Consider the following 26,796-nt stretch of genomic DNA (forward strand, 5'->3'; position numbering starts at 1 on the left):
TCCCGTGAGGCGGTTATTTAAAAGGTCCGTTACAGGTCCGGTTAATTCGTGCCTGCCGCTGGATAAGCCGCCGGTTTCAGCGCTTTTTTGCGCTGCTTCGCCGACTTGCGGAAGTAGAACAGCTCGTAAACGGCAGGCACGATAATCAGTGTAAGCACCGTGGCTGCGGTCAAGCCGCCGACGACCACGATGGCCAGACTTTGCGAGACGATGCTGCCCTGCTCAGAATGGCCGAACAGCAGCGGCAGCATCGCGCAGATCGTCGCGATGGCCGTCATCAGAATCGGCCGCATCCGCGTTCCCGCCGCTTCGAGAATCGCATCACGGATGCTCATGTGCGCTTCATTCTGCTTGACGCGGTCAATCAGCACAATCGCGTTCGTGACCACAATACCGATCAGCATCAGCGCGCCGAATACGGCGGTGAAATCGGGGGTCACTCCCGATACCAGCAGACCGACGACGGCGCCGATGGCCGCGAGCGGCAGCGAGAACATGATCGCCAGCGGAGCGCGAAGCGTCTTGAAGGTGATCACCATAATCAGGTAGACGAGACCGATTGAAATGAGCGCCGTCATCCCGAGGTCTTTGAAATCGCCCGCCTGGTCGGCGGAGGCGCCGCCCGAGATGATGGTTACGCCTTCCGGCAGCTTGACGCTGTCGGTTTCTTTTTTGATCGAGGCCCCGATTTCGGATACCTTCTTCGGATCAACTTCAGCCGTAATGCGAACGTAAGGCTTGCCTTCTTTGCGGTACAGCATGGCCGGTTCTTCCCGAACCTCCAGGCTGGCCAGCTGCGACAGCGGCTTCGGACCGGTGGAAGTCATCAGCGTAATATTCTGCAGGTCCGCCTGAGACTTCGGCTCGGCCAGAGGCGACAGTACAACCGATGCCGGAGAGCCGTTCAGCTGCATCTCCCCAATCGGGATCGGATTCAGCACAGCAGCGAGCTGCATCGAAATTTCCTGTGCGTTGACTTGCGCCGGATTCACGTTGAAGGCAAAGACCGGCTTCGTATCCTCCATATTGCTGGAGATTTTTTGAATGCCGTCAATGGTCTTGACCTTATCCATAACCTGACCCGCCGCCGCAGTAACCTTGGACAGATCTTCGCCGGCGATATCAACGTACTCGCTCGTCGTAGCCGAGCCCATGATGCTCGCCTCGTTGGCTGTCAGCGTAGCACCATCAAATGTTTTTTGCATGCCGCGGACCGCATCAATGAACGCCTGGCCGTCAACATTTTTCTTCAAAGCCACGGTAAAGTTGACTACGGTAGCCGAGGATACGCTGCCCCATTTAGCGGAATCGGCGCTGTTCCCGGACTGCATGAGCACTGTCTCTGCTTGAGGCAGCTTCATCAGATCCTGCTCCAGACGCTTGCCCTGATCAAGCACCTCGGCCACCGGTGTGTCATTCGGATATTTCATCTCCACCGATACAAAGCTTGCATCGGAAGCGTCAAGAGCGCCCTTCGGCATGTTCATATAAGCAGCGATGGAAGACACCAGAATAATCAGTCCCAGCGACAGCGACACCCACTTATGGTTCAGGTTCCACTTCAGGAAGCGCTGGAAGCCCTTGGACGGATCGTGCTCTTTCATCGAGGTGTTCCGCAGTAGCACAGAGCTGAGGAGTGGAACGACAGTCAATGCGACCACAAGCGATGTCAGCAGCGAATACGTAACCGTTAGTGCAAAAGGCAGCAGGAACGCCTGCAGACCGCCGCGCAGCAGGCCCATCGGCAGGAAGACGGCAACGGTCGCAACCGTCGAGGACGTAATCGCCCGAGCCACCTCTTTGGTCGCACTGATCATCATGTCAACGGAGAAGGACTCTTTCTGCAATCTGCGGTAAATGTTCTCGATCACGACAATGCTGTCGTCGACCAGACGGCCGACCGCAACGGCTACCCCGCCAAGCGTAATAATGTTCAGGGTAATTCCCGAGATATCGAGCAGGTATAGCGTAACGGCCAGCGACAGCGGAATGGAAACGGCCGTCACGAGCGTTGCCCGCAGATTGCGCAGGAACAGCAGAATGACGATCGTGGCAAACAAGGCGCCTAATAGCACTTCCCGCATCATGCTGTTTACGGAATCGACGACCATATCCGAGGTGCTGAATACGACCGCGGCTTCGGTTCCCTTCACATCCTTATTGATGCTGTCCACCGCATCCCTAACCTTATTGCCTACGGCGACCGCGTTGGCATTGGCCTCCTTCGTCACAACCGCAAACAGCACATCCTTGCCGTTCGAGCGGCTGACGCTTTCCTGATCGCTCTTCTCCTGAACCGTCGCAATATCCTGCAGCGTTACTCCGGGAGAGACCGGCAGCTTCTTCAAGGTATCGATACTATCAATAGAGGATACGACGCTGACGCTTCCCGTCTGGCCGCCAAGCGTCTGCTCCCCGATGGATGCCGACACGGTTCGGCCCTGAAGCAGGCCGGTAATTTGCTGGACGGATACTTTCTTCTCCGCCATCAGACGGGGGTCCAGCTTCACCGTCACCTGAGGCGCGGTCTTACCGTACAACGCGACATTTGCAACTCCCTCGATCTTTTGAAGCTCGGGAATAATCGTAGTCTCCGCAAGTTTCAGATTCTCTTTGGTGATTCCCTGATCGAACGCGAGCGTAACCTGGGAGACCGGAATCATCGAGGTATTCAACTGCAGCACGAACGGCTTCATCACCCCTTGCGGGAATTGCAGCGAATCGACTGCTTTCTGCACTTCCTGCGCGGCATCCTTCATATTTGTCTTGGAATCGAAATTAAGGTCCACTTTTGTAAAGCTGTCTCCCGAGGTAGACGTCATGCCCGTCTTGCCTTTAACCGTGGACACGGCCGCTTCGATCGGCTTGGTTACCTTCTCTTCCATCGAATGCGCATCCTGTCCGGGACCGAGCGCCGTTATCGTCACCTGCGGATTATCCGCCTCCGGCATGAACTCCATCGGCAATGAGCTGTAGCTCATCACTCCCACGACGAGCGCCATCACAATTAGCAGCCCTGCGGCTGCTTTATTGCCGAACGCCCATTTTGTCAACCATGTCATTATTAATTTCTCCTTCCACTCCCCAGTATTGGTGATGCTCTTGCTGTTTGTTTCTTGGTATGTATGATCAGCTTTTCTCATGATTCAGTTTAGTTTCTTTCCGGCAGGCTTAAAACCGTCGGACGGCGGGTTTGATTCTCAGCCTCTGGACGGAGAACTTCCCCTACCAAAGGATGGGACGTGCTGCATGAATATGCGAAGCGGACCGCTCATCATGAGGGCAGTCTCCACTCCTCTACCCAACGCCGCGCAAGCTCGATGAATTTATGGGCTGCCGGTGAAGCTTGCTTCCGTGAAGGAACAACGATTCCAAGCGACCGGGAGCAGGGTATTTCCAATTCCAGCATGGCGACCCGGGAGCCGCGGCTCTTCAGGATCATCTCGGAGATAATGCTGATCCCCAGTCCGTTCTCGACCATGGCAATAATGGCGTAATCATCGCCGGCGAGGAATTGCACGCGGGGCTGGCAGGGAAGCTTCTGGAGCACGCGCCTGACGTCTTGATCACAGCCTGGGGTAGGCATGATAAAAGATTCCTGCTCCATCTGGGCGAACGTAATCCGTTCCATTCCGCTAAGTTGATGCTCCTCCGGTACGATACACACCATCCGGTCCTCTCTAAGCGGTATGATCTCAAAATTGCCCAAAGCGGGGAGGGACATGAAGCCGAGATCGATCGTGCCGTTCTTAAGCCCATCCTCGATCTCCTCAAAATCGCCGTTCACGAGCCTGATTTCAATCCGGGGATGCTCCTCCCGAAAGCGGCGCATGATTCCCGGCAGCCAATTGATGGAGATGCTGGAGAAGGTGCCGATCCGGATCATCCCGGCTTCAATTCCATGGATGGCCGCAACCTCCTGCTTGAGCTGTTCGTGACAGCCAAGCATATTCCGTACATGCTTCAATACACGCTCGCCATTCGCCGTTAAACGCACCCCCGTCCGGTTCCGGATCATCAGGACGCAGCCGAGCTCGTCTTCAAGACTGCTGAGAGCATGGCTGATTGCGGACTGGGTAAGGCCAAGGGTTTCGGCGGCCCGGGCAAGGCTTCCCAAATCAACAATGGTTTGAAAGACCTCATATTTGAGCAGGCTCAATGATCCCGCCTCCATAGATGAATTTTATTCAAGAATACCTTTATACACATTCAATTTATTTAATCTAAATCCAGTTTTATACTAACCTTAGAACAAGGAGGTGTCCAGCACCGATTTCCAAAAGGTGGATTTCCTTGGTACATTCCACTAACCCAAAGGAGCCGGTTACGATGAAACAAAGAAACGCCGATTTACTGATGATGCTTGTCACGTTGAGCTGGGGCTCCTCGTATCTGTTTATGAAGAACGGATTGAATTCAGTCTCACCGTTTAATCTGGTCGCCCTTCGGTTTCTCCTGGCCTTCATCCTGTGTGGGGCTATATGGTTTAAGCGGCTGCGCCTGGCGGATAAAAGGACGCTCGGTTATTCCTTGGTGCTCGGCTTTCTGTTGTTCGCCGTGTCCGCCTCCGTCATTTTCGGCCTTCGCAGCACGTCAACATCCCATGCCGGCTTTCTCGCCAGTCTAACGGTCATTTTCGTTCCCGCCTTGTCGGTGGTTGTACTGAACCAAAAGCCGGGAGCGAGGCTTATAGCTGGCGCATGCGTGACGATGACCGGCATCGGGCTGCTGACACTCAGCGGGCCCATGAGCGTAAAGCCGGGCGATTTATTATGCATCCTTGCCGCACTGCTGTACGCCGTCCATATCCTGGTGACGGGAGCGGCGGCCAAGGTTGCCGATCCGCTGAATCTCGGAATTCTGCAGCTGGGGTTCGCCGGGGGCCTCGGCTTGTTGTTCTCTTTCCTGTTCGAGTCGCCCCAGGTCCCTGTAACCCTGGAAGGCTGGATCTCCGTCCTGATGCTCAGCGTTGTGTGCAGCGCGGCGGGCTACATCATTCAATCGATCGCGCAAAAGTATACGACACCGACCCATACGGGACTTATTTTTGCACTGGAGCCTGTGTTTGCCGCCGCTTTCGCCTACGTCTTTGCCGATGAACACCTCTCCGTACGCGGCTATATCGGAGCGGCGCTGATTCTATCGGGATTATTTATTGCAGAGATGCAGCGTGGGCGCACGAGTCCCAAGGGGATGAAATCCGCCACTACAAGCAAGCCGCCGGGGATGGCGTTCAAATCGGCAAAGAATTGAAGGCTTCCCGAATGAAAGTAGGAGCTACCCTTCCTGCCCCGGTTTGACCTTCTCGCGGAACATGCCTTTCAGCATCGGCGGGGTCACGAGCGTTGTCAGGATGACGACAATAATAACCGAGGTAAAATAGTCCGGATGCAGCAGTCCGTTCCCGAGTCCCATCGCCGCAATGATCAAGGCCACTTCTCCCCGGGAAATCATCCCCGCGCCGATAGCTATATGGAGGAGTGATTGTTAAATCCGGTCAGACGCGCGCCGAGGGCGCCACCGAGCAGCTTGCTCAGCACCGCCACAATTGACAGCGCAACGACAAAGCCGATCTGGCCGCCGACGCCTTCGAACGAGACATTCAGCCCGATGCTGACAAAGAACACCGGAACGAACATGGCGTAGGCGATCGGCTCCAGCTTTTCCTGAACGTTGTGTTTATAGTTGGTCTGCGAGACGGCGATCCCTGCGGCGAAAGCGCCGATAATGCCGGCCATTCCGGTCCATTCGGCGAACCAGGAATACGCAAAGCAGATGACCAGCGCGATGCTGACGGTCGCTTCCGTAACTTTTAACGGTGCCAGCCACTTGAGCATCCGGGGAACGATCAGCCAGCCGGCAAGGAGGGCGACGGCAAAAAAGAGCAGCTTTTTACCGATGAGCAGTCCAAGGGAGATCGATTCCCCCTCGCCGAAAAGACTCATAAGCACTGCAAGCATAATCACAACCAGAATATCGTCAACCACCGCCGCGCCCAGAATCGTCGAGCCTTCCCGGGAATTCAGCTTGTTCATGTCTTTGAGCACCTGGGCGGAAATGCTGACGGAGGTCGCGCTCAAGATCGCCCCCAGGAACAGCGCATGCATATAGGAGAAGCCGAACAGCTCCGCAATGCCCATGCCTCCAAAGAGCGGGAGGATGATTCCTCCCACAGCGACGGCAATGGACGACTTCCAGCTTCGCCGCAGCTGGTCCAAATCCGTCTCAAGCCCCGCGATGAACATCAGCAGAAGCAGGCCGATCTCGGACATAAAATGAATAAATTCCCCGTCCCGAATCCATCCCAGCACCGCCGGGCCGAGCACGATTCCCACAATCAGCTTGCCGAGCACGGCTGGCTGGCCCAGGCGCACCGCAAGATCTCCGACCAGCTTGGTGGACAGCAATATCAGCAGCAAGGTTAAAATAAATTCCATCGATCAACGCTCCAATTCTTAGTAAGATGGGAAAAGCCAGAGGATTTGCACAAAAATGCCCTGAAAACGGCAAAAAGGAGCCCTTGGTGACAGGCTCCTCCATAAAAGGATAGTTTATTCGGTTTTTTTAAATTATCCCTATAAATATACCCTTGTCTAGAATCATTGTAAAGAGTAGAAGCAAACGGGCTGGATAATCTCCTATGGCCGCACATTTAAAATCAAGCCGTTCAGATTTCGAAAAGCTCCACCATTGAGGGCCCTAAGTTTGTTATGATTTTTAGTTCAGCGGCCTGCAAACCGGCTAAACAGCGTCTTGCAAACCGGCTAATGTGCAGGTTTTTTCGATCAGAAGTGTTTGTTAGCAGAAAAAGCCTCCGATTGTGCAGGAATTTATGGCTGTTCCAACTGCATTCGAGGTTAAGCGAGTAAAAAACTGCATCTTTTCAGGTATTTTATTCAGTGAGGGTTCTACGTTAGAGAAAAGATGTACAATTTCAGGTTTTCTGCATCATTTGGTTCATCACGCCTCGCCGAACCTCGTACATAAAACAACTTCTCGACCTTCCTGATTCCTACGCTGCTCCAGAAGGCCCTTTCGTTCTGTGGTTCTGCTCCGCAAATGGTACTAAGGTAAATGCTGCTGGCGCTTCCACAACATTCATACTGATCATCACCCTAAAATGACAAAGAACGCCCCGGCCACTCGGTGGAATGGATCAGGACGTTCTTCGTCTCATACATTGTGGTTGACGTAAAATTGATCATTACGCTATTACAGCTGCAAGCAAGCTGCTCTAAATAGCCGCCTCATTCGGACGCAGGATGGCGGAGCCGATCGCCAGCAGAACGGCGGCCATCAGGCCCAGCACTGCAAAGGGCAGCCACAGCTCGCTCCAGCCGCTGCCGGTTGCGGCGAGGTCGGCGGCCTGAATCGCCCATTTTTGCGGGACGAAATTGGCGGCTTTCTGCATGAAGTCCGGCATGATCGAGATCGGCCAGAAGCAGCCGCCCAGCATGCAGGTCGGGGTCAGGATGAGCGCATTCAGCATGCCCGCATTGTTCGGATTGCGGATCAGTCCGGCAACCGTGCTGGCCAGCCCCATCGATACGAGCATGAACGCGGCAAGCACCAGGAAATAAATATACATCGGAAGCTCATAATCATAGTTCAGCACGTACCGGCCCACCAGAAGCACGACGGCAATCTGGATGACCCCAACCGTGAAGCTGCCCAGAAAATTCCCGATGGCGATTTCATAGGAACGGACCGGCGCGCTGAATATCCGCATCATCGTCCGCTGTCTCCGGTCATCCATGATGACCGAGACGGAGCTCGTAACCATCGCCATCAGGAACATCAGCATAAAGCCGGTGACGGTATCCAGACTTTGACGGGGATACAGGTTATAATCGGTCTTCACACCGCCCACGCGATGCTGCTCCGCGAGCAGCAGGATGGAGGACAGCTTCGCTTCCCGCGCAGGAGCCGTACTGACCGTCGCATCCGCTGTCTTAGCCGCGACTGGAGTCTCTGCCGTACCTGCGGCACTTCCGGTTCCAGTTCCCGCAGCGCCTACAGCCAAGGCTAACTCGCGGAGCCGATCGCCGATTTCTCCGGCCTTCATCTTGAGCGTAATCGACGTTTCGGTTGTCTTCAGCTCATAGATATGGATGGGCGGCGTCTGGCCGGCGAGCAGCGAAGCGGTATAGCCCGCCGGGACTTCCAGTCCCGCGCTTCCTTCCTCATTAAGGACTCCGGCGCGCAGCTCATCTTCGCTCTTTTTTTCAATCAGGTTATACTCTCCGGTCTTCTCCAGTTCGGCAATGACATGTACTCCCGCGGAACCTTGATCAAGATTGCTGTACAGCACGTTCGTCTTATGATTTCCCGGACCCCCGGTCATCCATATAATCAAGGAAACGATAACGCCCGGCATAAGGATGTAGGCGATTAACCCTCTCCGGCTGCCAATCATCCGCTTCGCCAGATTCCAGGCTATTGTCATAATATTATGCATGGTAACCCACCTTTCGGTATGAGAAAAATGCCAGGCCCAGCAGCACGAGGCAGATCAGCGACAGCATCGCGACGTTCCCCGAAATTTGTGAAAGCGGCGTTTCCAACATCATCCGCAAAACACTCCGGAGTCCCCAATAATTAATGGAAAAAGCGCCGCCCGTATTCACAAAGGAATCAGGCAGAGGGGCCATCCCGCCGCTGATAAATGTCATCACCACCGTCAGCCCGCTGGAAATGGACCGCGCCGAGGCCGCCGTCTGCACGAACATCGAAATGATCACCGATAGCGTCAGTGAAGCGAGAATCATCAGCAGGCACACCAGGGCCAGAAGCCACGGGCGGTTGCCCCAGTACACGCCGAACAGAAAATGTGTCGCAAAGATAATGACAGCGCCCTGAAGGACCGTCACCAGACCGATGCCGAGCATTTTTCCGACAAAGATCTCCGAGCCTTTGACCGGCATGGAGCCGATCCGAAACAGCGTATGGTTATCCTTCTCGCTGAACAGGCTGCTGATTACCGTCTGACCGCTCAGGAGCAGGAACATCAGAAGCATCGCAGCCGCGTAATACTGGGAAGCGGTGTACGAATTTCCGCCTTCGTTCAGCTTGCCGAGCACGGCTGACGGGCCTCCCTGTCCGGGCTGTGCCATCGCAGGGATCACCTGGGGACCAAGCGTCAAGGCGGCAGCCTGCGTGTAATTGATTCGGCTGAGAAAATTATCGAACACGGTCGCCGCGACCATGTTGTCGCTCCGGTCCTTGCCGAGGATATATTCAAGCTTCGCTTCCTTCCCGCTCTGCACGTCCCGGTCGAATCCCGCCGGAATAATGACAGCATAGGCGTATTCTCCCGAACGCACGCCGCTTTCCGCTGCTTCCCGACTACCTGCGGCTTCCGGAATAATGAGCTTCGCGATCTCCGGCGACTTCAGAAAGCTTCCGACCATCTGCGAGCGCTCGGACGGACTCGCCGCCGCATCGACAATGCCCACCCGAAGCGGATCAATCGTCTGATCCTTCCCTGTGCCCACCACGCCTGAAAGCGCCGACCCGAGCAGGAAAATCAGCAGGATCGGCAGCAGGAACAGGTTGATCAGCATCGTGCGGGAACGGAACAGTCGCCGCAGCTCATAGGCTGCAATCGTCCAAATGTTAGTCATGGCTATTTCCCCTCCTAATCCCGTAAAGTCCGCCCGGTCAGGCTTAAGAATAATGTTTCCAGGTCCGGCTCTTCAATTTGCAACGCTTGAATGACGCCTCCATGCTTGGCGAAAATAAATAGAATATCCTGCAGCTCACCTTGGGACGACGGCAGGTACAGCTCCACCTTCTCCCCATCCGCTTCCACCCGGGTCACCCGGGGATGCTGCTTAAGCTCCTGAATCAGGCCGGGGGTGATATTTCCCGCTTGGATCACGATTTTTTCTTCATGGGCGACCCGTTCTCGCAGCTCCTGTTCCGTCCCGCAGGCAATGATATGCCCTTTGTCCATAATGGCTACCCGATCGCAGATCGCCTCGACCTCTTCCATGTAGTGACTTGTATAGATGACGGTTGAGCCCAGCTTGTTGAGCGCCTTGACCGATTCAAGAATATGGTTGCGGGACTGCGGGTCAATGCCGACCGTCGGTTCATCCATAATGATCAGCTTGGGGCGGTGCATGATGGCGCAGGCAATATTAAGCCGCCGTTTCATCCCCCCGGAAAAAGTGGACGGCTTATCCTTGGCCCGGTCCGCAAGTCCCGTGAATTCCAGCGCCTCCTGCACCCGTTCCTTCAGCAGCCCGCCGCGCAGGCCGTACAACTTTCCGAAAAAGGTCGCGTTTTCCTGAGCGGTCATATTTTCGTACAACGCCAGGTCCTGGGGGACGAGTCCGATTCGTTTCTTGGCTTCAAGCGGCTGCTTGGATACGGAGATGCCGTCGATGACAATGCTCCCCCCATCCGACTTCAACAGCCCGCAGAGCATGCTGATCGTCGTGCTCTTGCCCGCGCCGTTCGGGCCGAGAAGGCCGAATATTTCTCCCTCCTTAATACTCAGGTTCACATGATCCACCGTCAAATTGCTTTCATACCGTTTCACCACATCGGTTAGCTGCGCAAGCGCCATTGTTCATCTCTCCTGCCCTTGTATTCTTCATGTCCTCATTGTAGCGCAGCCCGCGAGCCGCCGAAGGTACGGAAGGTCATGATGTGAAGGTGACTTAAGTCATCTCTTCAAGCAAGGCCGGAGGGGGAGGCAGTTGTGTTTTTTTTGGCAGGGGACGCGTACCGAAACTAGTGGGATGTGCTAAGATGAAAGGGAAATTCTATTTTGACCGAAAAGGATGACGACGTGTGACCAAGGAGCTGAAGCTGCTGCGGTACGGACTCATTGCCGTGCCCGCTTTTCTCTCGATGTACGTCCAGGAATATATCAGTTATGACCGGTTCACCCTGCATCTGCTGATCCTTCTGCTGCTGGCGGCGCTGGGAGCGCGTCTTCCCGCACGTTTCACGGCGGCGATGACCGCGGCGGAAATGCTGTACGCTTCCTGGCTGTGCTTCCGGTACGGAAGCCTCATGGCCCTTCCCTCTCTGTCCGCGCTGCTCGTCTATTCCCGTTTTCGCCCCCGGCCGCTTCCCTTTGTGTTTGCGGGGATTCATCTGGCCGCCCTGAATGCCGCCGTCATGGAAGCTTCTCCGCTGATCCGCGCCTGGGTTAATCTTGTGTTTCTGCTGGCTGCCGCGCTGGCCGCCCAGCTTCATTCGGCAGGACGGGGCAAGGAAGAGACGCTTCATCTGTACGACGAGCTGCGGAAAAAGCATTTCGAGCTCGACGAAGCGCGCAGCCGGCTGCTGCAGTTCGCCGCCCAGGTGGAAAATGCCGCCCAGGCCGAGGAGCGGGTGCGGATTTCCCGCCAGCTGCATGACGATATCGGCCACCGGCTGATCCGCGTCAAAATGATGATGGAGGCCGCGCTGCACACGCTCCCCTCCGCTCCCGAAGCGGGCATGACTATGATGGACCAGGTCCGCGACCAGCTTGCCGGGTGCATGGACGACCTCCGCTTCGCCGTAAGGCGCATCGGCGGGAAGCCGCAGCTTGAAGGCGCCTATGCACTGGACCGGCTGCTGGAGGAGACGGGCCGTGATACAGGCATCGAGACCTCTTATACGGTGGAGGGTACGCCTTATCCGCTCTATCCGAGCCTTCAGGTGGTGCTGTACAAAAATGCCCGCGAAGCGATCACCAACGGACTCCGGCACGGGCTTGCCACCTCCGTCGGCATCAAGCTCCGTTATAGTCCGTCCGAGGTGACGATGGAGATCAGTAATAATGGAAGGGCGGATATGGTGGAGTGCGGTAACGAGATGGCGGAGAGCAGCGGCGGTAACCGGGGCGAAGGTGACAACCGGGATGATGGAAATCGTTCGGAACGGCTGGCCGGCGGGAATCGCGAATTCCGCCTTGCTGGCGGGGGCGGCGGCATGGGGTTCAGAGGAATGGAGGAGCGGACTCGGCTTGTCGGCGGAACGCTCCAGGTGCGGAGCGCTTATCCTTTTACGGTGATTACGACGCTGCCGGTCTACAAGCAGAGCGAAATTATCTAAAGCGGCGGACAGGATCTGGTTTCTTTAAAGGAGGGGACAACAAGCGTGATTAAAGTAGTGATCGTGGATGACGATTCCTTTATCCGGGAGAGTCTGAAGGTGCTCGTCGGCATGGACCCGGACATTGAGGTGACGGGGGCTGCAGCAGATGGGGGCGAAGCGCTGAGGCTGCTGGAAAGCGGCACGGAAGCGAACGTCGTGCTGATGGATATCCGCATGCCCGGGGTTGACGGCGTGGAGGGAACGCGGCTGATCAAGCGGGGCTTCCCGCAGGCGGCCGTGCTGATGCTGACCACCTTCGACGACGACGAATATATTATCGAGGCGCTCAAAGGTGGAGCCAGCGGCTATCTGCTCAAAAACATCCCCCCGGACCGCATCATCCAGGGAATCAAGACCGTCCATGAGGGCAACATGCTTATTCATCCCGACATTGCCCGCAAGCTGGCGGGCTTTCTGCAGCCCGCAGCTGCGGAAACGGCCTCCTGTTCGCTTGACTCCTACGGGCTGACCAAGACAGAGCTATCGGTGGTCGCGGCGATCGCCGAGGGATACTCCAACAAGGAGATTGCCGCCGAACTCTTCCTAAGCGAGGGAACGGTCAAAAACTACATAACCGAGATTTTAAGCAAGCTGGGGCTGCGGGACCGGACACAGATCGCGATTTTTTATTTAAAAAATCAGCGGTGATTCGGGCGATATTTGCAGAGGAGTGATGGATTTATCTAGTGAGGATGATCCTTGTTGTGGGCGGGGGCGGGAGGGGGTCCCTAAAGGCAAGGCGGACGGTGGCGGGAGAGGGAGCTCCCGCAGAATTCCTGCAATCGTCAGCAGCCCAACCCCCGCCGGAGGGGCCGGGTTATGCGGCTCGCATGCCGAGTGAGGCCGCGTGATGAGGTACGTCTGGTCAGGTGCAGACGTGTATGCCGGGGGAGGCCGCGTGATGCGGTGCTTCCGGTTAGGGGAGGCCGCATGAAGCGGTACGTCGTCCGGCCAGGTGCAGACTGTATCCTGGGGGAGGTCGCGTGATGGGGACGTCCGGCCAGGCGCAAACGTGTATGCCGGGTGGTAGCTTGATGCAGTTCGTCCGGCCAGATGAAGGAACGTGATGCAACTCGTCTGGGGAGTTACTGCCTTATGCCGCACACTTGGGGGCGATCCGCGCGGTCATGCAACTTGTCCGACCAAGTGAAACCGCGTGATGCAGTACGTATATTGTGTGAGGTCGCGTATTGTAGTAGTCCGGTCAGGCGCTGCGAGTGGTGCATCACGCTTGCCGGGGGAGGTCGCGCGATGCGGTGCTTCCAGTCAGGTGAGGCCGCGTGATTAAGCATATTCCTGCAATTGTACATTTATTTCTCGTCAAGAATCTTCCCCTAATCCAATTCCTGCAAATCCGCAGGCATTACGCCCACATCTCTCCATCTGACGTGCCGAGCACCAAAATAACCGCACTATAGCAGCAATTTCCCATAAAGGGGGGATTTCGCCTGAAAAACCTGCAGGTTTGCAGGAATGCTCTGCCTTTCGGCTGAACAAACGGCTATTGAACCCCTTGTTCCCTCGGCGGGCTCCCCCGGCCAGCTTTCGACTGAACAAACGGCTATTGAACCTTTCTTCTATCTCTACTTTAGCGATGGACAGTAATGGTCTACTTCCGGCGTGTTGCTTAGGCTGCACTCAACCGCGCCGGGAGAGGCCGGGTTATGCGGCACCCATGGAGAGTGGCTGGTGTAATGCGATACGCTTGGAAAGTGGCTGCATCATGCGAACGTATGCCAGGTAAGGTCGGGTTAAGCCACACGCATGCCGGAAGAATCTGCGTTGTGCAGAACGCCCGACCAGGTAAGTCTGCGTGATGCAATACGCAGGCCGAGGGAATCCGCGTTATGTAGCGCATCCAGTCGCGGGAATCTGCGTTGTGCAGTACGTCCGGCCAGGTGAAGCCGCGTGATGCTGCACAAATGCCGGGGGAATCTGCGTTTTGCAGCACGTTCAGCCAGTTGAGTCTGCGTTTTGCAGCACGCCTGCCGAGGGAATCCGGGGCTTGAAACCCACTGATGCCCCGCTGCGGCGAACGAGTTGATGCTGCAGCAGAGGAGCAAAGACACAAAAGCCCGAATTTTCGACGATCTGTCGGAAATTCGGGCTTATTCATTTGCTCTATCGCGCCAAGAGCGCAGGCCGCGACTCTTCTTCCCTGCTTATCCCTTCGCCGATTCCGCTCCGCCGGGGCCGGGCAGCACCCCGGCGGCTCCCGGCGCGGGAGCCGGCGCTGCTGCCGTCTCTTGCGCTGCTGCCGCCTCCCGGGGCAGCAGCTCCGATCCGCCGCTCTGCCGGCGGCGGGCGCCCGTCTTCATGAGGGCGATGCCGAGGATGCCCGCGGGCTTCTCCGGCGCCGTCGTATCCTCATCCGGCTGGGGCGCCAGAATGACGCCCAGCAGATGATGGTCGCCGTCGTAAATGGCGCGCTGCAGGTACTTACTCTCGCCGGCGGCGTTCTGCACCTCCAGCTTGCAGAACGCCGGACTCCGCCGCAGCGCCTCGTGCAGCTGCAGCGCCCGGCCGGTCAACGCTTCGCCGTTGACCTTGAGCAGCACCTCGCCCGGCAGGATGCCCAGCTCGTGCGCGGGGCTGCCAGGCAGCACGGCCAGCACCTTCAGGCCGTGCGGCGGATGCACGAAGTAGGGGCTGCGGCGGCGCTCCTCCAGAGCGCCGTACCACACCAGCCCTTCGTGCAGCAGCAGGGCCGCGAGCGCCGCGGGCAGCGTCAGCGGGCTGTACCAGGCGGCCGCCAGGGCGAGGCCCAGCAGCACGGCGCCGTACAGCAGCAGCCAGCCCGAAGCGCGGGCGGCCTTGCGCTGCGGAAGCATGCCGGTCGTCAGCTGGCTGAAGCCGATGATAACCGGCAGCGAGACGAGGCCGAAGCCGCCGCCGAGCAGCGTCTGCCACGGCAGGTCGCCGGCCCCGGCTCCTGCGGGAACAAGCAGGAAGAGCGGCAGCGGCCAGAAGGCTTCCATCCGGTAGCCGCCCACGACCCGGCCGCGCTTGCCTTCCAGAAAGAGCGGCGTCGCAAGCGCCGGTCCCTGCCAGCGGGCCAGCAGCGCCTCAGCCAGATGCAGAATGGCGGCCAAAGCAAGCAGCGCCGGAATATCCATTCCTCTTATCGCTGCGGCCGCTTCGCCGCCCAGCCCGCCGGGCTGGAAATCCGGAAAGAAGGAAAGGATGAACTGCAGTATCCCAAGCAGGCCGATGGAGTAAGCGAAGCAGAAATACCGTACCCGGAATATAACCAGTACGGCGCTGACCACCCAGATACAGACGACAGCGGCGCCAGTGACCGAGACGCCCAGCAGCACGGCGGCTGCCGAGACGAGGACACCGGCAGCCAGTCCGCTCCAAACGGCGCGCCAGACTTCACTGCCCCAGCTGTGCATTTTGACATGGATAAGCTTCCGCTCCAGCAGCGTCTGCCTGCGGTAATAAAAGGCGATGAACAGCAAGGCGATATAATAAAAGGGCTGCATCAGCATATGCAGCGCAGCATTTCCCAAGCTTGCCAGCAGTTCCAGCATGTCATTCAAACGGATCGTCACGCTCCTTTGGGCTGCGGCACCTCAGTGCGGCTCTTTCTCTAATGGCTTTTCTCTATTGGCTCTTTCTCTATTCTAATGGAATCAAACGCTCAAAGACAGGCCTGGCGGATAGAAAAATATGGGTTCAAGCCGTCCGCCGGCACAAGAAGAAACGCCTGACAGCGTCTTTTTTAGACGCAGGTGCGTTTCTCATAGAAATATAAGTCTTAGGTTCAAACGCTTATATAAAGAGAAAAAGAAGGCTGCAAGCAGCCTTCTTTAAGATTTCGCCGCCTTCGCGCCGATTTCCTTCCGGATCTCTTCTATCCCCCGGTTGCGCTGATTGTCGTTCGCCGGTTTCCGGATCGCCTTGATCAAGGCCGCTTCCAGTGCATCCGCCGTCTTGGCGTCAATGATGCCGGTAGCCTTCAGCTTGGCTGCGCTTTGGAATTTCCGCACCGCTTCTCTCGTACCGGCGTCAAAATAACCGTCTTTGCGCCCCGGCTTGTAGCCAAGGCCATCCAGCATAGTTTGCGCGCTCTTCACGTCCGCATTGTTCATGTTATACTGCAGCGGCCGGCTCTTATCGATCGGCGACACCGAGAAGTAATCCGGCTGGGCCACGGCGATATCCGGCTTGATGCCCTTGCCGTGTATCCAGCTGCCGTTCGGCGTCAGCCATTTGGCAATCGTAATCTTCAGCAGGCTGCCGTCGCCCAGCTGCTTGTCGAAGCTGGTCTGAACCGTTCCCTTGCCGAAGGAGTTCTCGCCGATCAGCTTGGCTCCGGCGGACTGCTGCAGGGCTCCCGCCAGAATCTCCGAAGCGCTGGCACTGCCTTTGTTCATCAGCACGGTGACCGGATAATCCTTGCCGCTGCCCTTGGAGGTCGTCAGCTCGCGCTGCTTCTCCTTGTTCTCCACCTGGACGATCGTCTTGCCGTTCGGTACGAACTGCTCGGCAATATCGATGACCACCGGCAGTACGCCGCCCGGATCGTTGCGAACGTCGATAACCAGACCTTTTAGGCCCTTCTTCTCCAGCTTGTCCAGCTCTTCCTTGAAGCGGTCCGCGGTGTTCAGCGAGAACTGCGTAATCTCGATTACGCCGATGCCGCCCTGTTCCATGGAGGAGTACACCGTCTCCAGCTTCACATCGTCACGCACGATCCTCAAGGTAAGCGGTTCGGCAGAGCCGTTGCGCTGGATGACCAGTACGGCCGTGCTGCCTTTGGGGCCGCGGATTTTGGCGACCGCGTCGTTCAGATCCATGCCCTCCAGCGATTGTCCGTTCACGGAGACGATAATGTCCTTCGCCTGGACACCGGCTCTCTCCGCCGGCGAGCCTTTAATCGGCGAAACGACGACGACTTTGCCGTTATCGGAAGACACCTCGGCTCCAATGCCGGTGAACGAGCCTTCGATGCTCTCCTCGAATTTCTCCGCCGTCTCCTTGGCCATATAATTCGAATAAGGATCGCCGAGCGCTTCCATCATTCCATTGACCGCGCCGTCGATCAGCTTCGTTCGATCTACGTTCTGGTAGTAATTGCTCTCGATCAGGCCGAGCGTTGTTCCCAGCTTCTTCGCTTCGCTCTGCTTAAGCCCTGTGCCAATAGACGGGGCCGTCGCCAAGCTTTCTCCGGCAGCTTGTCCGGATAAGAGCGAGCCTGTCACGGCCAGCGTCAGCAGGCTGCCGCACAGCAGAGCGGCGATTACCATAAAAATCGCCGTGCTCTTTTTTAACATGAAGCCTTCACCGTCCCTTCTTGTCCATCCTGCCGGTCTATAATGCTTTCGTCCGCAAGAATCGGTCTGACTTCCAGTATATGCCGTAATCCCGAATAATATTTATAATGCCTTGAAACTACAGGTAATCCATCGGCTCAACCGGCTTTCCGTCAATCCGCACCTCGAAGTGAAGATGAGGTCCTGTTACTCTTCCGGTGGCGCCAGATTCCGCAATGGTCTGCCCGCGCTCCACCTTGTCTCCCACGCTAACCTTGATTCCGCCTTCGCGGATATGGCCGTACAGCGTCCACATGCCGCCGCCGTGGTCGATGACCACGCAGTAGCCGTAGCCGCTCCACCATTCTGCGACAATGACCGTGCCCGATTCGGCCGCATGAATGTCGGTGCCCTGCGGAACGGCAAAGTCAACGCCCGTATGAAGCTTGCGCTCTCCCGTCACCGGGTGAATCCGGTATCCGTAAGGCGAGGAAATCCGCGCATTACCCACGGGCAGCAGCAGCGGGCCGCTGCCGCTGGCGTAGGTGCCGCCCGAATCGTCGCCGCCGTGATCATCGTCCGAACTCCCGGAGCTGGCCGCCGCTGCAGCCCTTTTTGCAGCTTCCGCAGCCGCTCTTCTTGCCGCTTCCGCCTTGGCCGCCGCTGCTCTTCTTGCCGCTTCTTCAGCCTTGATCTTGTCCTTCTGGTCCTCAAGCGCGGCCCGCTGACTCGCCAACTGCACGAGCTTGGCGTTCTGCTCCTGGCTGATATCCTCGGCGTCTTCAATCGCCTTGTCGTAATAAGCGATCAGCTGCTGTTTCTCCGCTTCCTTTTCCTTCAGGACGCTTCGCTGGGATTCCAGATCGCCATACAACTGCTTAGCTTGGGCATACTGGCCTTCCAGCTCCTTCTTCTTGGCTGTCACGGTTGCTTCGTCCCGTTTATGCTGATCCAGCAGATCCTGATCCTGATCGACGATCAGCTTGAGAGAATCCGCGCGGTCCAGAAAATCCGAGAAGCTCGTGGAAGAGAGCAGCACGTCAAGATAAGACACCGCTCCATCCGTATACATGAGACGCACGCGGGATTCGATCAGCTTTTGCCGTGAATCTACCCGTTCCTGCGCAGCATCCAGCTCGGCCGCCGTTGTCTTCAGCGATTCCTCCGTGCTGGCGATTTTGGAAGAAATCTGCGTCATTTCCCCCTTGACCTGTGCGATCTGGCCGAGCACGTACTGCAGATTCTGGTTCGTTTTATTTTTATAATGCTGGGCCTGCTGGCCCTGTGCAGAGGCTTTTTCCTGCTGCGCCTTGGCGTCCTGCACATCCTGCTGCAGCGCTTTAAGCTGCTTCTCGATTTCGGCGACGCTCGTCTTCTTGGCATATCCTTCAGAGGGCTGGAACATTACGGCAGACAGCAGCAGTACGGCTAATCCGGCGGCTATTTTTTTCAACTCGCGTTCCCCGTCCTTTGTTCATTAGTGTTCGGTTTGACCAACGGCTATACTTTCAAAAATTTGCGGATAGAAACGGTGCTTCCCCATATGCCGATCAGTATCCCAAGGCCGATTAGCAGACCGCATAGCTGCATCCAGATATCGTTAAAGGGCAGTAAATTCCACCCCATCAGCGGGTCACCCTTCATAGACGAATTCAGCCCGGTGTAACCGGCATACAGCACTCCAACAGTAACCAGCGAGCCGAGCAATCCGATCAGCGCGCCTTCCACAAAAAACGGCCAGCGGATAAAAGCGTTCGTTGCCCCCACCAGCTTCATGATTCCAATCTCTTTACGGCGGGCCAGTATGGTTACCCGGATCGTGTTGGAAATCAGGAACATCGACACCAGGCCGAGCCCTGCGACAAAAACAAAGCCAATATTGCGGACCGTACGCGTGATTTTGAACAGCGTCTCAATAGCGCCCTGACCGTATTTCACCTTGTAAATCGGCTTCTCCGGATGCGTGTCGTTCAGCGCCTCGATCTTCTTGGCCACAAACGGCACGGTCGTCGGCTCAACCACCTCTACCCGGAATGCGTCGTTCAACGGATTGTTGTCCTTGTCGAATCCTTCCAGAATGCTGTCGGCATCCGGCCCCAAATCCTTGCGCAGCTCCGCGAGCCCCTGCTCCTTGGAGATGAATTCAACCTTGCTGACCTCCGGCATGTTGCCGATTTCGTTCTGAAGCGTATCGCGCAGAGCCTTCTTGGTTTCCAGCGTCAAATGAACGGTGATCTGCACCTGGCTGTCCGCCTTGTCCGCCAATGAATTTACATTTAATACCAATAAAATAAAAACACCCAACACGAGCAAGGAGACGACGATGGATGTGATGGAAGCCACCGACATCCAGCCGTTGCGGAATACGTTCTTGAAGCCTTCCCGCACATGCCGCAAGAAGGTTTTAAAACTCATATCCGTATTCTCCTCTCAGCTGGTCTCGAACGATCTGACCGTGCTCGATGGCGAGCACGCGTTTGCGCATTTTGTTCACGATATCTCGGTTATGGGTGGCCATGACAATCGTCGTGCCGCGAAAATTGATCTCGTCGAGCAGCTGCATAATGCCCCACGACGTCTCCGGGTCCAAATTCCCGGTAGGCTCGTCCGCCACAATGACCGACGGATTGTTGACGATGGCCCGGGCGATGGCAATTCGCTGCTGCTCTCCGCCGGAGAGCTGGGAAGGCTCGCGGTTCGCTTTGGAGCGCAGGCCCACGAGGTCGAGCACCTCGTTCACCCGTTTCTTGATCTGCTTTTTCGGCGCTTCGATAACCTCCATTGCAAACGCTACATTCTCAAAAGCCGTCAGCTTCGGAAGCAGCCGGAAATCCTGGAACACCACGCCGATGTTGCGGCGCACATAAGGGATTTTGCGGGGCTTCAGCTTGCCGATATTAAAACCGCCCACGGAAATCTGTCCTTTGGTCGGCGTCTCTTCTCTATAAATTAATTTCATGAACGTCGATTTTCCCGCACCGGACGGACCGACGACATATACGAACTCGTTGCGGTCGATTTTGACCGACACTCCCTGAAGGGCATGGGTGCCGTTGGGATACGTCTTCCAAATATCCTGCATTTCTATCAAGTTATCACTTCCCGATTCTGACATTATCGGCCCCGCGTGCTTCGACAAACCTCCGCGTAAGCTTCCATAAACTGCAATGTACCCGCAACGTTTCTATTGTAACAAATACGTAACTGCTTGAGTACCCGAAAGTTTTGACGGGTTCGGGCATATATCTGAAATATCACGCCTGCCTGCGCGTCTCTATAACTATATCGGAATAGCGGACCGTGTTTCTAAAGAGACCGGGCGCGGCAGAACCGGCGCCTTCCCGGCGCAACATTATCGTACCAGAGGAGACTTGCAATGAAAAAATTACATGGCGTCCTGATCGCGTTTATCAGCCTGATTTTGGCAGTTTCGCTCGTATACGGAGGGCTGTATTTATATGCGGGGCAGCTCAGCGTTCCCAAAGGGACGTCACTCGCCGGCTGGAAGGTTGGAGGAATGAAGATGGCCGAGGCGCGCAAGGAACTGGAACGAAAGCTGCAATCGCTCCATACGGTTCCGGTCACGCTGACGGCTGGCGGAGAGGCCAAGATCCGGCTGACCCTGAAGGAAGCGGGGGTTTCGTACAACGCGGATTCGTTTCTGAGCGGGCTGGACCGTCTGACGGACGGAGGCCTGCTGGACCGGGTAAAAGCCCGCTACGGGTTCCGGAAGGTCTGGAGCCTTCAGGCCGATTGGGACAGCACGCTGCTGAAACGCAGCCTGAGCCCCCAGTGGGAGAGCGCCACCTTCGGCGATCCGGTGAACGCCACACGGAGAATCACGGAAAGCGACGGAATTGTTTACACGCCGGGAAGCACCGCCCAGAGGGTGGACTGGAACGGATTGGAAGAAGCGATGAGGGCCGCGCTGCCAGGCAGCTTTAGCCAGGCGGAGGCTGCGCGGAGCACGGGAATCGTCATCGGGCTTCCCCTCAAGACGGTGCAGCCCGATGTGACGCTTGATTCGCTGCAGGAGCAAGGCGTGACGCGGAAGATCACCGAATTCAGCACCTCGCTGGGCTCAAGCGGACCGGGAAGAATCTATAACGTGGAGTCTGCCGCAAAAGCGGTGAACGACACACTCCTTCCCCCGGGCGGAATATTCGATTACGGCAAAGCGATCGAAAAAGCGGTGAGCACCACCGGCTTCCGCGAAGCGCCGGTCATCGTGAACGGCAAGCTTCAGCCGGGCGTCGGCGGCGGCATCTGCCAGGTGTCCAGCACGCTGTACAACGCGGCGCTCCGCACGGGGCTTGAGATCGTGGAGCGGCGCAACCACTCCCTGCCGGTAAGCTACCTGCCGAAGGGCCAGGACGCGACCTTCGCGCAAGGGTCGATCAATTTCCGTTTCCGCAATAACACCGGCCGTTATTTATTGATCCGATCGGAGGTCCGGGGCAGAACGCTGACCGTCAAGTTCTTCGGCACCTTCCCGCAAAATGTATCGTACACGGTAGAATCGAAAACCGTGGATATCCTGCCGCCTGGCAGCCGAACCGTCCCAGACGCTTCCCTGCCGCGCGGAGCCTCCCGCACGCTCCAAAGAGGCAAAGCCGGGTATGTCGTGGAGACCTATCTCACCCGCATGGTCGATGGCATAGCTGTGGAGCGGAAACGGCTGTCGCGCGACATTTACCGGCCGCAGAAAGCACTTGTCGCCGTCGGTCAGGGAAGCGGAGGGCTGTTTACGCCGGAGCCCACGGAGCGTCCGCTCGTGGAGGACGGTATCCGGAAGGTGAATTAAGCGGGAGCCGGGCAACCAAGAAGAAACGCCCGACGGCGTCTTTCGAGACGCAAGTGCGTTTCTCGTAGAAATACTAAGAAGAAACGGCTTCGCCGTCCTCTCAGGAGGAGGGCATCCGTTTCTCGCTTTTTTTTCCACTGATTTCATCTGAGCTTTACCTAGCCCGGCGCTTCCCTTAACAATCGGTTGATATACTGGTGATATACTCAAAATTAACATTAGATTAACATTCGGGAAAGGATGACTTCACATGATGACCACAAAGACAGCATTAACCGCCTCCAAGCTGGCGGAAATCATTCGGCCCGTTCCGGTAGTTCTTGACCGCCGCACATGCCGGCAGGCGCTTCGCACCATGTTTGAGCACCCCGAGTCCAAGTGCCTTGTTCTCTGTAATGCAGTAGGCGAGCCGGTTGGATTACTGATGAGCGAAAAATTCTTGTTGGCGGCGACAGGCAGAGGCGAAACAGATTCTTTTTACAAAGAACCGGTAATGAAGCTGGCCCATGTTCGTCCGCTGATTGTCGACATCAGCTCTGCTCCGCGCAAGGTTCTAGCCATGGCGCTCGGACGCAACCCTATGGATTGGAACGACGCCATTATCGTTACGGACGGCGGCAAGCTGGCGGGAGTGGTGTATGTCTCCGATTTGCACGCCTTAAGGCCATAGACATTACCCGCTCCCTCCACTACGCTTCTCCTCAACGCAGGCTTTCGCTTTTGCCCCACCCCCGCTTTCCTTCTTCGGCATTCCTGCCCGTTATATTGAAACGTCCCAATTGGGACGAAACTTCCTCCAGCACCTCTCTTGGCATGACCACGAGCGGGATGATACTGGTTGCCGTCAGGTTATTGATCGTGCCCGGATTCCAGGCCATCAATCTCCTTTTGGCTCAATCTCTGAAACGCTTTCTAACCGGGAAGGTGAAAAAAATCCGGCCTCCTTACAGGAGCCGGACGCTATGCGAAACATGGATGGTATCGACCTGGTTATTGGCCGGCAAGAGCCGTCTGATCAGAGCCCGATTGAGTCCAGGTATTTTTGTCACCATCCTTACCTTGATCCGCTTCCTCATAATAAGCCGTAAACGACACCGTCGCCGTTAAAATGCTGTTCATGGTTTGTGCGGCACCCGGATTCTTCGCGCTCGCCCGCTGGAATACAAAAGAATCCACATTAATGATCCGCGGCAGCATTTGCAGCGCCTTCATCCAGTTGCGGATGCTGGTATAGTCGCCTTCGACGATGGCCGTCATTTTGAATGCTTTTACCGTTGGATAGGCGGCAGTGGAAGCACCTGTCATTTCCTGAATGGGATTTACATTTCCTGCCGTAAAGCTGATGTCCTTCAATCTGGCACTTGTCATCGTGCCGATGGCCCGCAGATCGAGAATTAATTGTTCACTGTTATCGCCGCGCGGAAGCTGCGCCAGCAGCGCTTCCTCTTCTTCAGCTCCCGGTGAGGAGCTTTGGAGTTTGTCGATTTGGGTCTGCAGCAGCTGATTCTGCTCATTGAGCTGTGCAAGCTGCGCCTCTTGTTCGCTGATCTTCCGGCTCGCAGGCTGTAAGCCCAGCAAATAAAAAGCCAGCAGCATCAGGAAAAGAATAAGCACTCCAAGCACAATCGGAGAACGGTATTTATTGATTTGTTCCACTTCCGGCCTCCTCCCCTTGGTTTTCCTGCCCGTTTGTACCGTCTGCGTCTTCTTTCGGTTTATTGGGGGTCAGATTTACCTTGTATATGGCGGTATACGATTTGGTTAGCGCCGCTGACACGGGGCCTGCGCCGGTATCTCCTTCCGTCAGCTTCTGGATCGAAGCATCCACGGTGAATGACATTTGACGAAGCCGGGCCAGATAGATGGAAGCATCCTCCATACGCGGTACTTTTACAGTCAAATCAATGGATGTGCGGTACGTATAATTAATATTTCGGAGCGCGCTGCCCTGCGGCAGTCCGGACGCCAGCTCATTCAGCACGGAGACAATGTTCATCTTGTACTTCAAAATTTCGCCGACCGCCGCTTTCCGGTTCAACTGCCCTCCGTCGCCGTTCAGCTTGGCCAGCTCCGCCTGCAGCATCGTCCCCCGGTCCTGCGCTCCCTGGATCTGCTCGATATTGTTGGAGATGCGCCCTTGCTCCGCAACGTAATATATACCGGTCCCGATCGTGCCAAGCAGCCAAATCCCGGCCAGAGCCGTGGCAATGTAAGGGAACAGCATCGCTTCCCGGTCTTCCCGAGGGTACAGGTCAATCGTCAGGAATCCGCTGCCGCGAAGGGCGGCCCCCACAGCCACACGGTAATCGTTAAGACCCGAATCAGGCACATTCGCGGAAGCAGCCAACTGTTCCAGCCCGATCATGGAAACATCCTGCTCCGTCAGCGATTGGTGCAATTCCTCGAACAGCTGGCGGCGGGCATCCGGTGCGCCTGCGATGAGCACATTTTTAATACGGGTGCTGCCGTCGTGCAAGCTGTATTGATAAAAGTTGAGCATCCGCAAAATTTCCGCGGTGATCTCCACCACCTGCTCCGGAGACAGCTGCTTATGCGCCTCCTCCGACGAGGCAGCCGCTTCCGCCATATACCAGTCACTTACCGAAGCAGCGTTGTCCTGCGGCACGGACTGGCTTAGGTCCATCAGGTTAATCGTGCGGATGAATACCGGATTCCCGCTGCGGAACATGTATACGTCCAGCATGGACTGCTCCATGTTAATGAGCATCGTCTCTTCAAAGCTTTCGCCCTTCCCCGTGGACAGGCTGCGTGCCAATGCGGTCGCCGCGATCTCCACGCTGGTGACCCGCAGGCCCGCTTTTTCCAGAATATCGATGTACTCTTGAATCGGCTTGCGCGGAGCGGCAAAAACGAGCAGATGGCTCTGGTCCTCGTCCACTTCGGTAACGACATAGTCATAAACGGGATTGTCGAACGGCAGATGCAGTCCCGTCTCCACTTCCAGCTTCACGAGCTGCCCCACCTGTTTATCATTGGCGCTTGGAATGGTCATTTTACGGATAATAATCTGTGAAGGTGGGATGGACAAGGCAATCCGGCTGCCCCGCAATCCTTCTTTCTTCACCCATTGCTTGACCAGATCAAGCAACGCCTCGCTTTCCGCGACCTGATTCGCCACAATCATGCCTTGAGGGAGCGGGAGAAATCGTTTCTTGCGGACTTCCCAAGACTTTTTGTTCTTTAAGCTGATGTAGCGGATTCCCGTCTGCTCAATCGCAAGACCGGCCGCCGGTGTACTGAGTCCAAGCATTGAATCGATATTCCTCCTAACGGATGAGCGAGAGATACCCGCCAATAATCTGTGATCCGTAACCGTACGCGAGTAAAGCGCCAAGCGCCAGCCACGGACCGAACGGAACAGGCTGTCTGCGTCCCACAATGCCCAGCAGCTGGAGCGTTCCGACGACGACGGTACCGAGAAGACATGCGGTAAAGAACGCAAGCAAAACATTGTGAAACCCGATGACCCCTCCCAGCAGCGCGAACAGCTTGACATCTCCCATCCCCATTCCGCCGAACAAAGCGAACGGAAGAATGACGCCGCCGCCGAGCACCGCCCCCAGCAGATGCAGCCACAGCGGGCCTTCCGGGAACAGCAAGGTCAACGCGAGCAGAATCGGCAGAAAAAACAGCAGTACTTTATTCGGAATCAGCATGAACTTTAAATCCGCAACCGTTACGATGACGGCCAGACTCGACAGTGCCATCGCGGTGATTCCGCTGCCGTTCAGCCCAAATTTAAGGTATGACCATAGAAAAAGCAGGCCCGTCGCGAGTTCCCCAAGCATATAGAGCGGTGACACGCGGGTGCCGCAGTGGCGGCATTTTCCGCCGGATGCAAGCCAGCTGAAGACCGGGATCAGGTCCCTCGCTCTCAGCCTTGTCCCGCAGCTGGTGCAGTGCGACGGCGGAGCGGTCAGCGATTCCCCAGCCGGCACCCGAAGCGCCACGACATTGTAAAAAGAGCCCAGAATCAGTCCGAGCAAGGTGATATATACGGCGAGAAAAATCGTCATGGCGTGTTCCTGTTCACTTTCTTGGTCGTTTTAAAAAAGGAATCGGAATGGTCCGATTCCTGAATGAATTTGAGTTATTCCAAAATAACTTTAACTTCCCGATTGAGCAGGAGCAGCTGCAGCAGGGGCTGACGGTTTGGCACTTAAAACTTCAGCAACCGAGAAAGACTTTGAAGTACCATTTACTGTTAAAGACAAGGCGCTTAATTGCCCGGCTGCATTAAAAGTTACAGTTCCACCAGTAATAGCCTGCTTAGTGCTAGGTAATACTAAATTAGTATCAAGATAACCTTTGGTTACTAAGTCATCATTATTGGTACCTGCATCTACTGATACAGTCTGACTAACAAAGTTCCCTTCTTTTTCTCCAATAATATATAGACGGGCAGCATCATAAATCTGACGAGCAGTAGCCACATCAGCGTTCGATTTTGAATTATTGATGATATTCCCGATCAAAGGTATCGCAATAACCGAAATAATCCCCAAAATCACGATAACCGCCAACAGCTCGATCAGCGTAAACCCCTTCTGATTCTCTTCTTTGCTCAATCTTTTCTTAATCGCATTTGCCAACATTTCGTTTCATCCCCCTTAA

At 56.2% G+C, this 26,796-nt stretch carries 20 protein-coding genes and 1 pseudogene; 5 read left to right on the forward strand and 16 right to left on the reverse strand.

What is annotated here, in order from left to right:
- Positions 1–41: 41 nt before the first annotated feature.
- Both PSAB_RS22200 and PSAB_RS22205 read right to left on the reverse strand, forming a co-directional pair.
- Entirely contained in the window at positions 42–3,062 is a 3,021-nt protein-coding gene (locus PSAB_RS22200) for an efflux RND transporter permease subunit (protein WP_025336754.1), read from the reverse strand.
- Between the two features lie 212 nt (positions 3,063–3,274).
- The gene (locus tag PSAB_RS22205) at positions 3,275–4,159 is read right to left on the reverse strand and encodes a LysR family transcriptional regulator (RefSeq protein ID WP_025336755.1); all 885 of its coding nucleotides are present in this window, start codon (positions 4,157–4,159) and stop codon (positions 3,275–3,277) included.
- A gap of 170 nt (positions 4,160–4,329) precedes the next feature.
- Here PSAB_RS22205 and PSAB_RS22210 point away from each other — a divergent pair, with 170 nt between their 5' ends.
- Positions 4,330–5,253 (forward strand): DMT family transporter, encoded by a 924-nt coding sequence (locus PSAB_RS22210; RefSeq protein WP_025336756.1) that lies wholly within the window; start codon positions 4,330–4,332, stop codon positions 5,251–5,253.
- Positions 5,254–5,277: 24 nt separating this feature from the next.
- On the opposite strand, the pseudogene PSAB_RS22215 reads toward PSAB_RS22210, so the two are convergent.
- The 4 genes and pseudogenes from PSAB_RS22215 to PSAB_RS22230 form a co-directional block, all read right to left on the reverse strand.
- Positions 5,278–6,437, reverse strand: a pseudogene (locus PSAB_RS22215) (cation:proton antiporter).
- 797 nt (positions 6,438–7,234) lie between these two features.
- On the reverse strand, positions 7,235–8,458 hold the full coding sequence (locus PSAB_RS22220) for an ABC transporter permease (protein WP_038596217.1): 1,224 nt from the start codon (positions 8,456–8,458) through the stop codon (positions 7,235–7,237).
- Positions 8,451–9,623, reverse strand: coding sequence for an ABC transporter permease (locus PSAB_RS22225; RefSeq protein WP_025336757.1), 1,173 nt, complete (start codon positions 9,621–9,623; stop codon positions 8,451–8,453). The genes PSAB_RS22220 and PSAB_RS22225 overlap by 8 nt, the downstream gene beginning before the upstream one ends.
- Positions 9,624–9,637: 14 nt before the next feature.
- Positions 9,638–10,573, reverse strand: a complete 936-nt coding sequence (locus tag PSAB_RS22230) for an ABC transporter ATP-binding protein (RefSeq protein ID WP_025336758.1) — start codon at positions 10,571–10,573, stop codon at positions 9,638–9,640.
- 227 nt (positions 10,574–10,800) lie between these two features.
- Here PSAB_RS22230 and PSAB_RS22235 point away from each other — a divergent pair, with 227 nt between their 5' ends.
- A complete protein-coding gene (locus tag PSAB_RS22235; protein WP_025336759.1) occupies positions 10,801–12,057 on the forward strand; it encodes a sensor histidine kinase in 1,257 nt (418 codons plus the stop codon).
- 45 nt (positions 12,058–12,102) lie between these two features.
- Positions 12,103–12,747: a response regulator gene (locus PSAB_RS22240; protein WP_025336760.1), complete on the forward strand. Its 645-nt coding sequence runs from the start codon at positions 12,103–12,105 to the stop codon at positions 12,745–12,747.
- A gap of 1,514 nt (positions 12,748–14,261) precedes the next feature.
- On the opposite strand, the gene PSAB_RS22245 is transcribed toward PSAB_RS22240, so the two are convergent.
- The 5 genes from PSAB_RS22245 to ftsE all read right to left on the reverse strand — a co-directional run bounded on the left by PSAB_RS22245 (position 14,262) and on the right by ftsE (position 20,448).
- Positions 14,262–15,632, reverse strand: coding sequence for a PDZ domain-containing protein (locus tag PSAB_RS22245; protein ID WP_084266674.1), 1,371 nt, complete (start codon positions 15,630–15,632; stop codon positions 14,262–14,264).
- Between the two features lie 279 nt (positions 15,633–15,911).
- Positions 15,912–17,378 (reverse strand): S41 family peptidase, encoded by a 1,467-nt coding sequence (locus tag PSAB_RS22250; protein ID WP_025336762.1) that lies wholly within the window; start codon positions 17,376–17,378, stop codon positions 15,912–15,914.
- Between the two features lie 118 nt (positions 17,379–17,496).
- Positions 17,497–18,810 carry a murein hydrolase activator EnvC family protein gene (locus tag PSAB_RS22255; protein ID WP_025336763.1) on the reverse strand — a complete coding sequence of 438 codons (1,314 nt, stop codon included), beginning with the start codon at positions 18,808–18,810 and terminating at the stop codon, positions 17,497–17,499.
- 47 nt (positions 18,811–18,857) lie between these two features.
- Positions 18,858–19,772, reverse strand: coding sequence for a permease-like cell division protein FtsX (gene ftsX / locus PSAB_RS22260; RefSeq protein WP_025336764.1), 915 nt, complete (start codon positions 19,770–19,772; stop codon positions 18,858–18,860).
- The gene (gene ftsE, locus PSAB_RS22265; RefSeq protein ID WP_025336765.1) at positions 19,762–20,448 is read right to left on the reverse strand and encodes a cell division ATP-binding protein FtsE; all 687 of its coding nucleotides are present in this window, start codon (positions 20,446–20,448) and stop codon (positions 19,762–19,764) included. Before ftsE ends, ftsX begins: the two co-directional genes overlap by 11 nt.
- Before the next feature lie 285 nt (positions 20,449–20,733).
- On the opposite strand from ftsE, the gene PSAB_RS22270 reads away from it, so the two are divergent.
- Positions 20,734–22,161 (forward strand): VanW family protein, encoded by a 1,428-nt coding sequence (locus PSAB_RS22270; protein ID WP_025336766.1) that lies wholly within the window; start codon positions 20,734–20,736, stop codon positions 22,159–22,161.
- A 250-nt stretch (positions 22,162–22,411) separates the two neighbouring features.
- A complete protein-coding gene (locus PSAB_RS22275; protein ID WP_025336767.1) occupies positions 22,412–22,831 on the forward strand; it encodes a CBS domain-containing protein in 420 nt (139 codons plus the stop codon).
- Between the two features lie 31 nt (positions 22,832–22,862).
- Here the strand turns inward: PSAB_RS22275 and PSAB_RS25605 are convergent, their stop codons facing one another.
- The 5 genes from PSAB_RS25605 to PSAB_RS22295 form a co-directional block, all read right to left on the reverse strand.
- Complete coding sequence (locus PSAB_RS25605) at positions 22,863–23,042, reverse strand: hypothetical protein (RefSeq protein WP_144240568.1); 180 nt, start codon at positions 23,040–23,042, stop codon at positions 22,863–22,865.
- Between the two features lie 109 nt (positions 23,043–23,151).
- A complete protein-coding gene (pilO, locus tag PSAB_RS22280; protein ID WP_025336768.1) occupies positions 23,152–23,817 on the reverse strand; it encodes a type 4a pilus biogenesis protein PilO in 666 nt (221 codons plus the stop codon).
- Positions 23,801–25,432, reverse strand: coding sequence for a pilus assembly protein PilM (pilM, locus tag PSAB_RS22285; protein WP_025336769.1), 1,632 nt, complete (start codon positions 25,430–25,432; stop codon positions 23,801–23,803). Before pilM ends, pilO begins: the two co-directional genes overlap by 17 nt.
- A 16-nt stretch (positions 25,433–25,448) precedes the next feature.
- Complete coding sequence (locus PSAB_RS22290) at positions 25,449–26,198, reverse strand: prepilin peptidase (protein WP_025336770.1); 750 nt, start codon at positions 26,196–26,198, stop codon at positions 25,449–25,451.
- A 90-nt stretch (positions 26,199–26,288) separates the two neighbouring features.
- A complete protein-coding gene (locus tag PSAB_RS22295) occupies positions 26,289–26,777 on the reverse strand; it encodes a prepilin-type N-terminal cleavage/methylation domain-containing protein (protein WP_051529805.1) in 489 nt (162 codons plus the stop codon).
- Positions 26,778–26,796: the final 19 nt, after the last annotated feature.

It is taken from the genome of Paenibacillus sabinae T27 (assembly GCF_000612505.1).
GTDB classification, from domain to species: Bacteria; Bacillota; Bacilli; order Paenibacillales; family Paenibacillaceae; genus Paenibacillus_AQ; species Paenibacillus_AQ sabinae.

Coding starts and splice junctions, on each gene's coding strand:
- PSAB_RS22200 (WP_025336754.1), bottom strand. CDS start 3,062: ATGACATGGTTGACAAAATGGGCGTTCGGCAATAAAGCAGCCGCAGGG.
- PSAB_RS22210 (WP_025336756.1), top strand. CDS start 4,330: ATGAAACAAAGAAACGCCGATTTACTGATGATGCTTGTCACGTTGAGC.
- PSAB_RS22220 (WP_038596217.1), bottom strand. CDS start 8,458: ATGCATAATATTATGACAATAGCCTGGAATCTGGCGAAGCGGATGATT.
- PSAB_RS22225 (WP_025336757.1), bottom strand. CDS start 9,623: ATGACTAACATTTGGACGATTGCAGCCTATGAGCTGCGGCGACTGTTC.
- PSAB_RS22230 (WP_025336758.1), bottom strand. CDS start 10,573: ATGGCGCTTGCGCAGCTAACCGATGTGGTGAAACGGTATGAAAGCAAT.
- PSAB_RS22245 (WP_084266674.1), bottom strand. CDS start 15,632: ATGCTGGAACTGCTGGCAAGCTTGGGAAATGCTGCGCTGCATATGCTG.
- PSAB_RS22250 (WP_025336762.1), bottom strand. CDS start 17,378: ATGTTAAAAAAGAGCACGGCGATTTTTATGGTAATCGCCGCTCTGCTG.
- ftsX (WP_025336764.1), bottom strand. CDS start 19,772: ATGAGTTTTAAAACCTTCTTGCGGCATGTGCGGGAAGGCTTCAAGAAC.
- PSAB_RS22270 (WP_025336766.1), top strand. CDS start 20,734: ATGAAAAAATTACATGGCGTCCTGATCGCGTTTATCAGCCTGATTTTG.
- PSAB_RS22275 (WP_025336767.1), top strand. CDS start 22,412: ATGATGACCACAAAGACAGCATTAACCGCCTCCAAGCTGGCGGAAATC.
- pilM (WP_025336769.1), bottom strand. CDS start 25,432: ATGCTTGGACTCAGTACACCGGCGGCCGGTCTTGCGATTGAGCAGACG.
- PSAB_RS22290 (WP_025336770.1), bottom strand. CDS start 26,198: ATGACGATTTTTCTCGCCGTATATATCACCTTGCTCGGACTGATTCTG.
- PSAB_RS22295 (WP_051529805.1), bottom strand. CDS start 26,777: ATGTTGGCAAATGCGATTAAGAAAAGATTGAGCAAAGAAGAGAATCAG.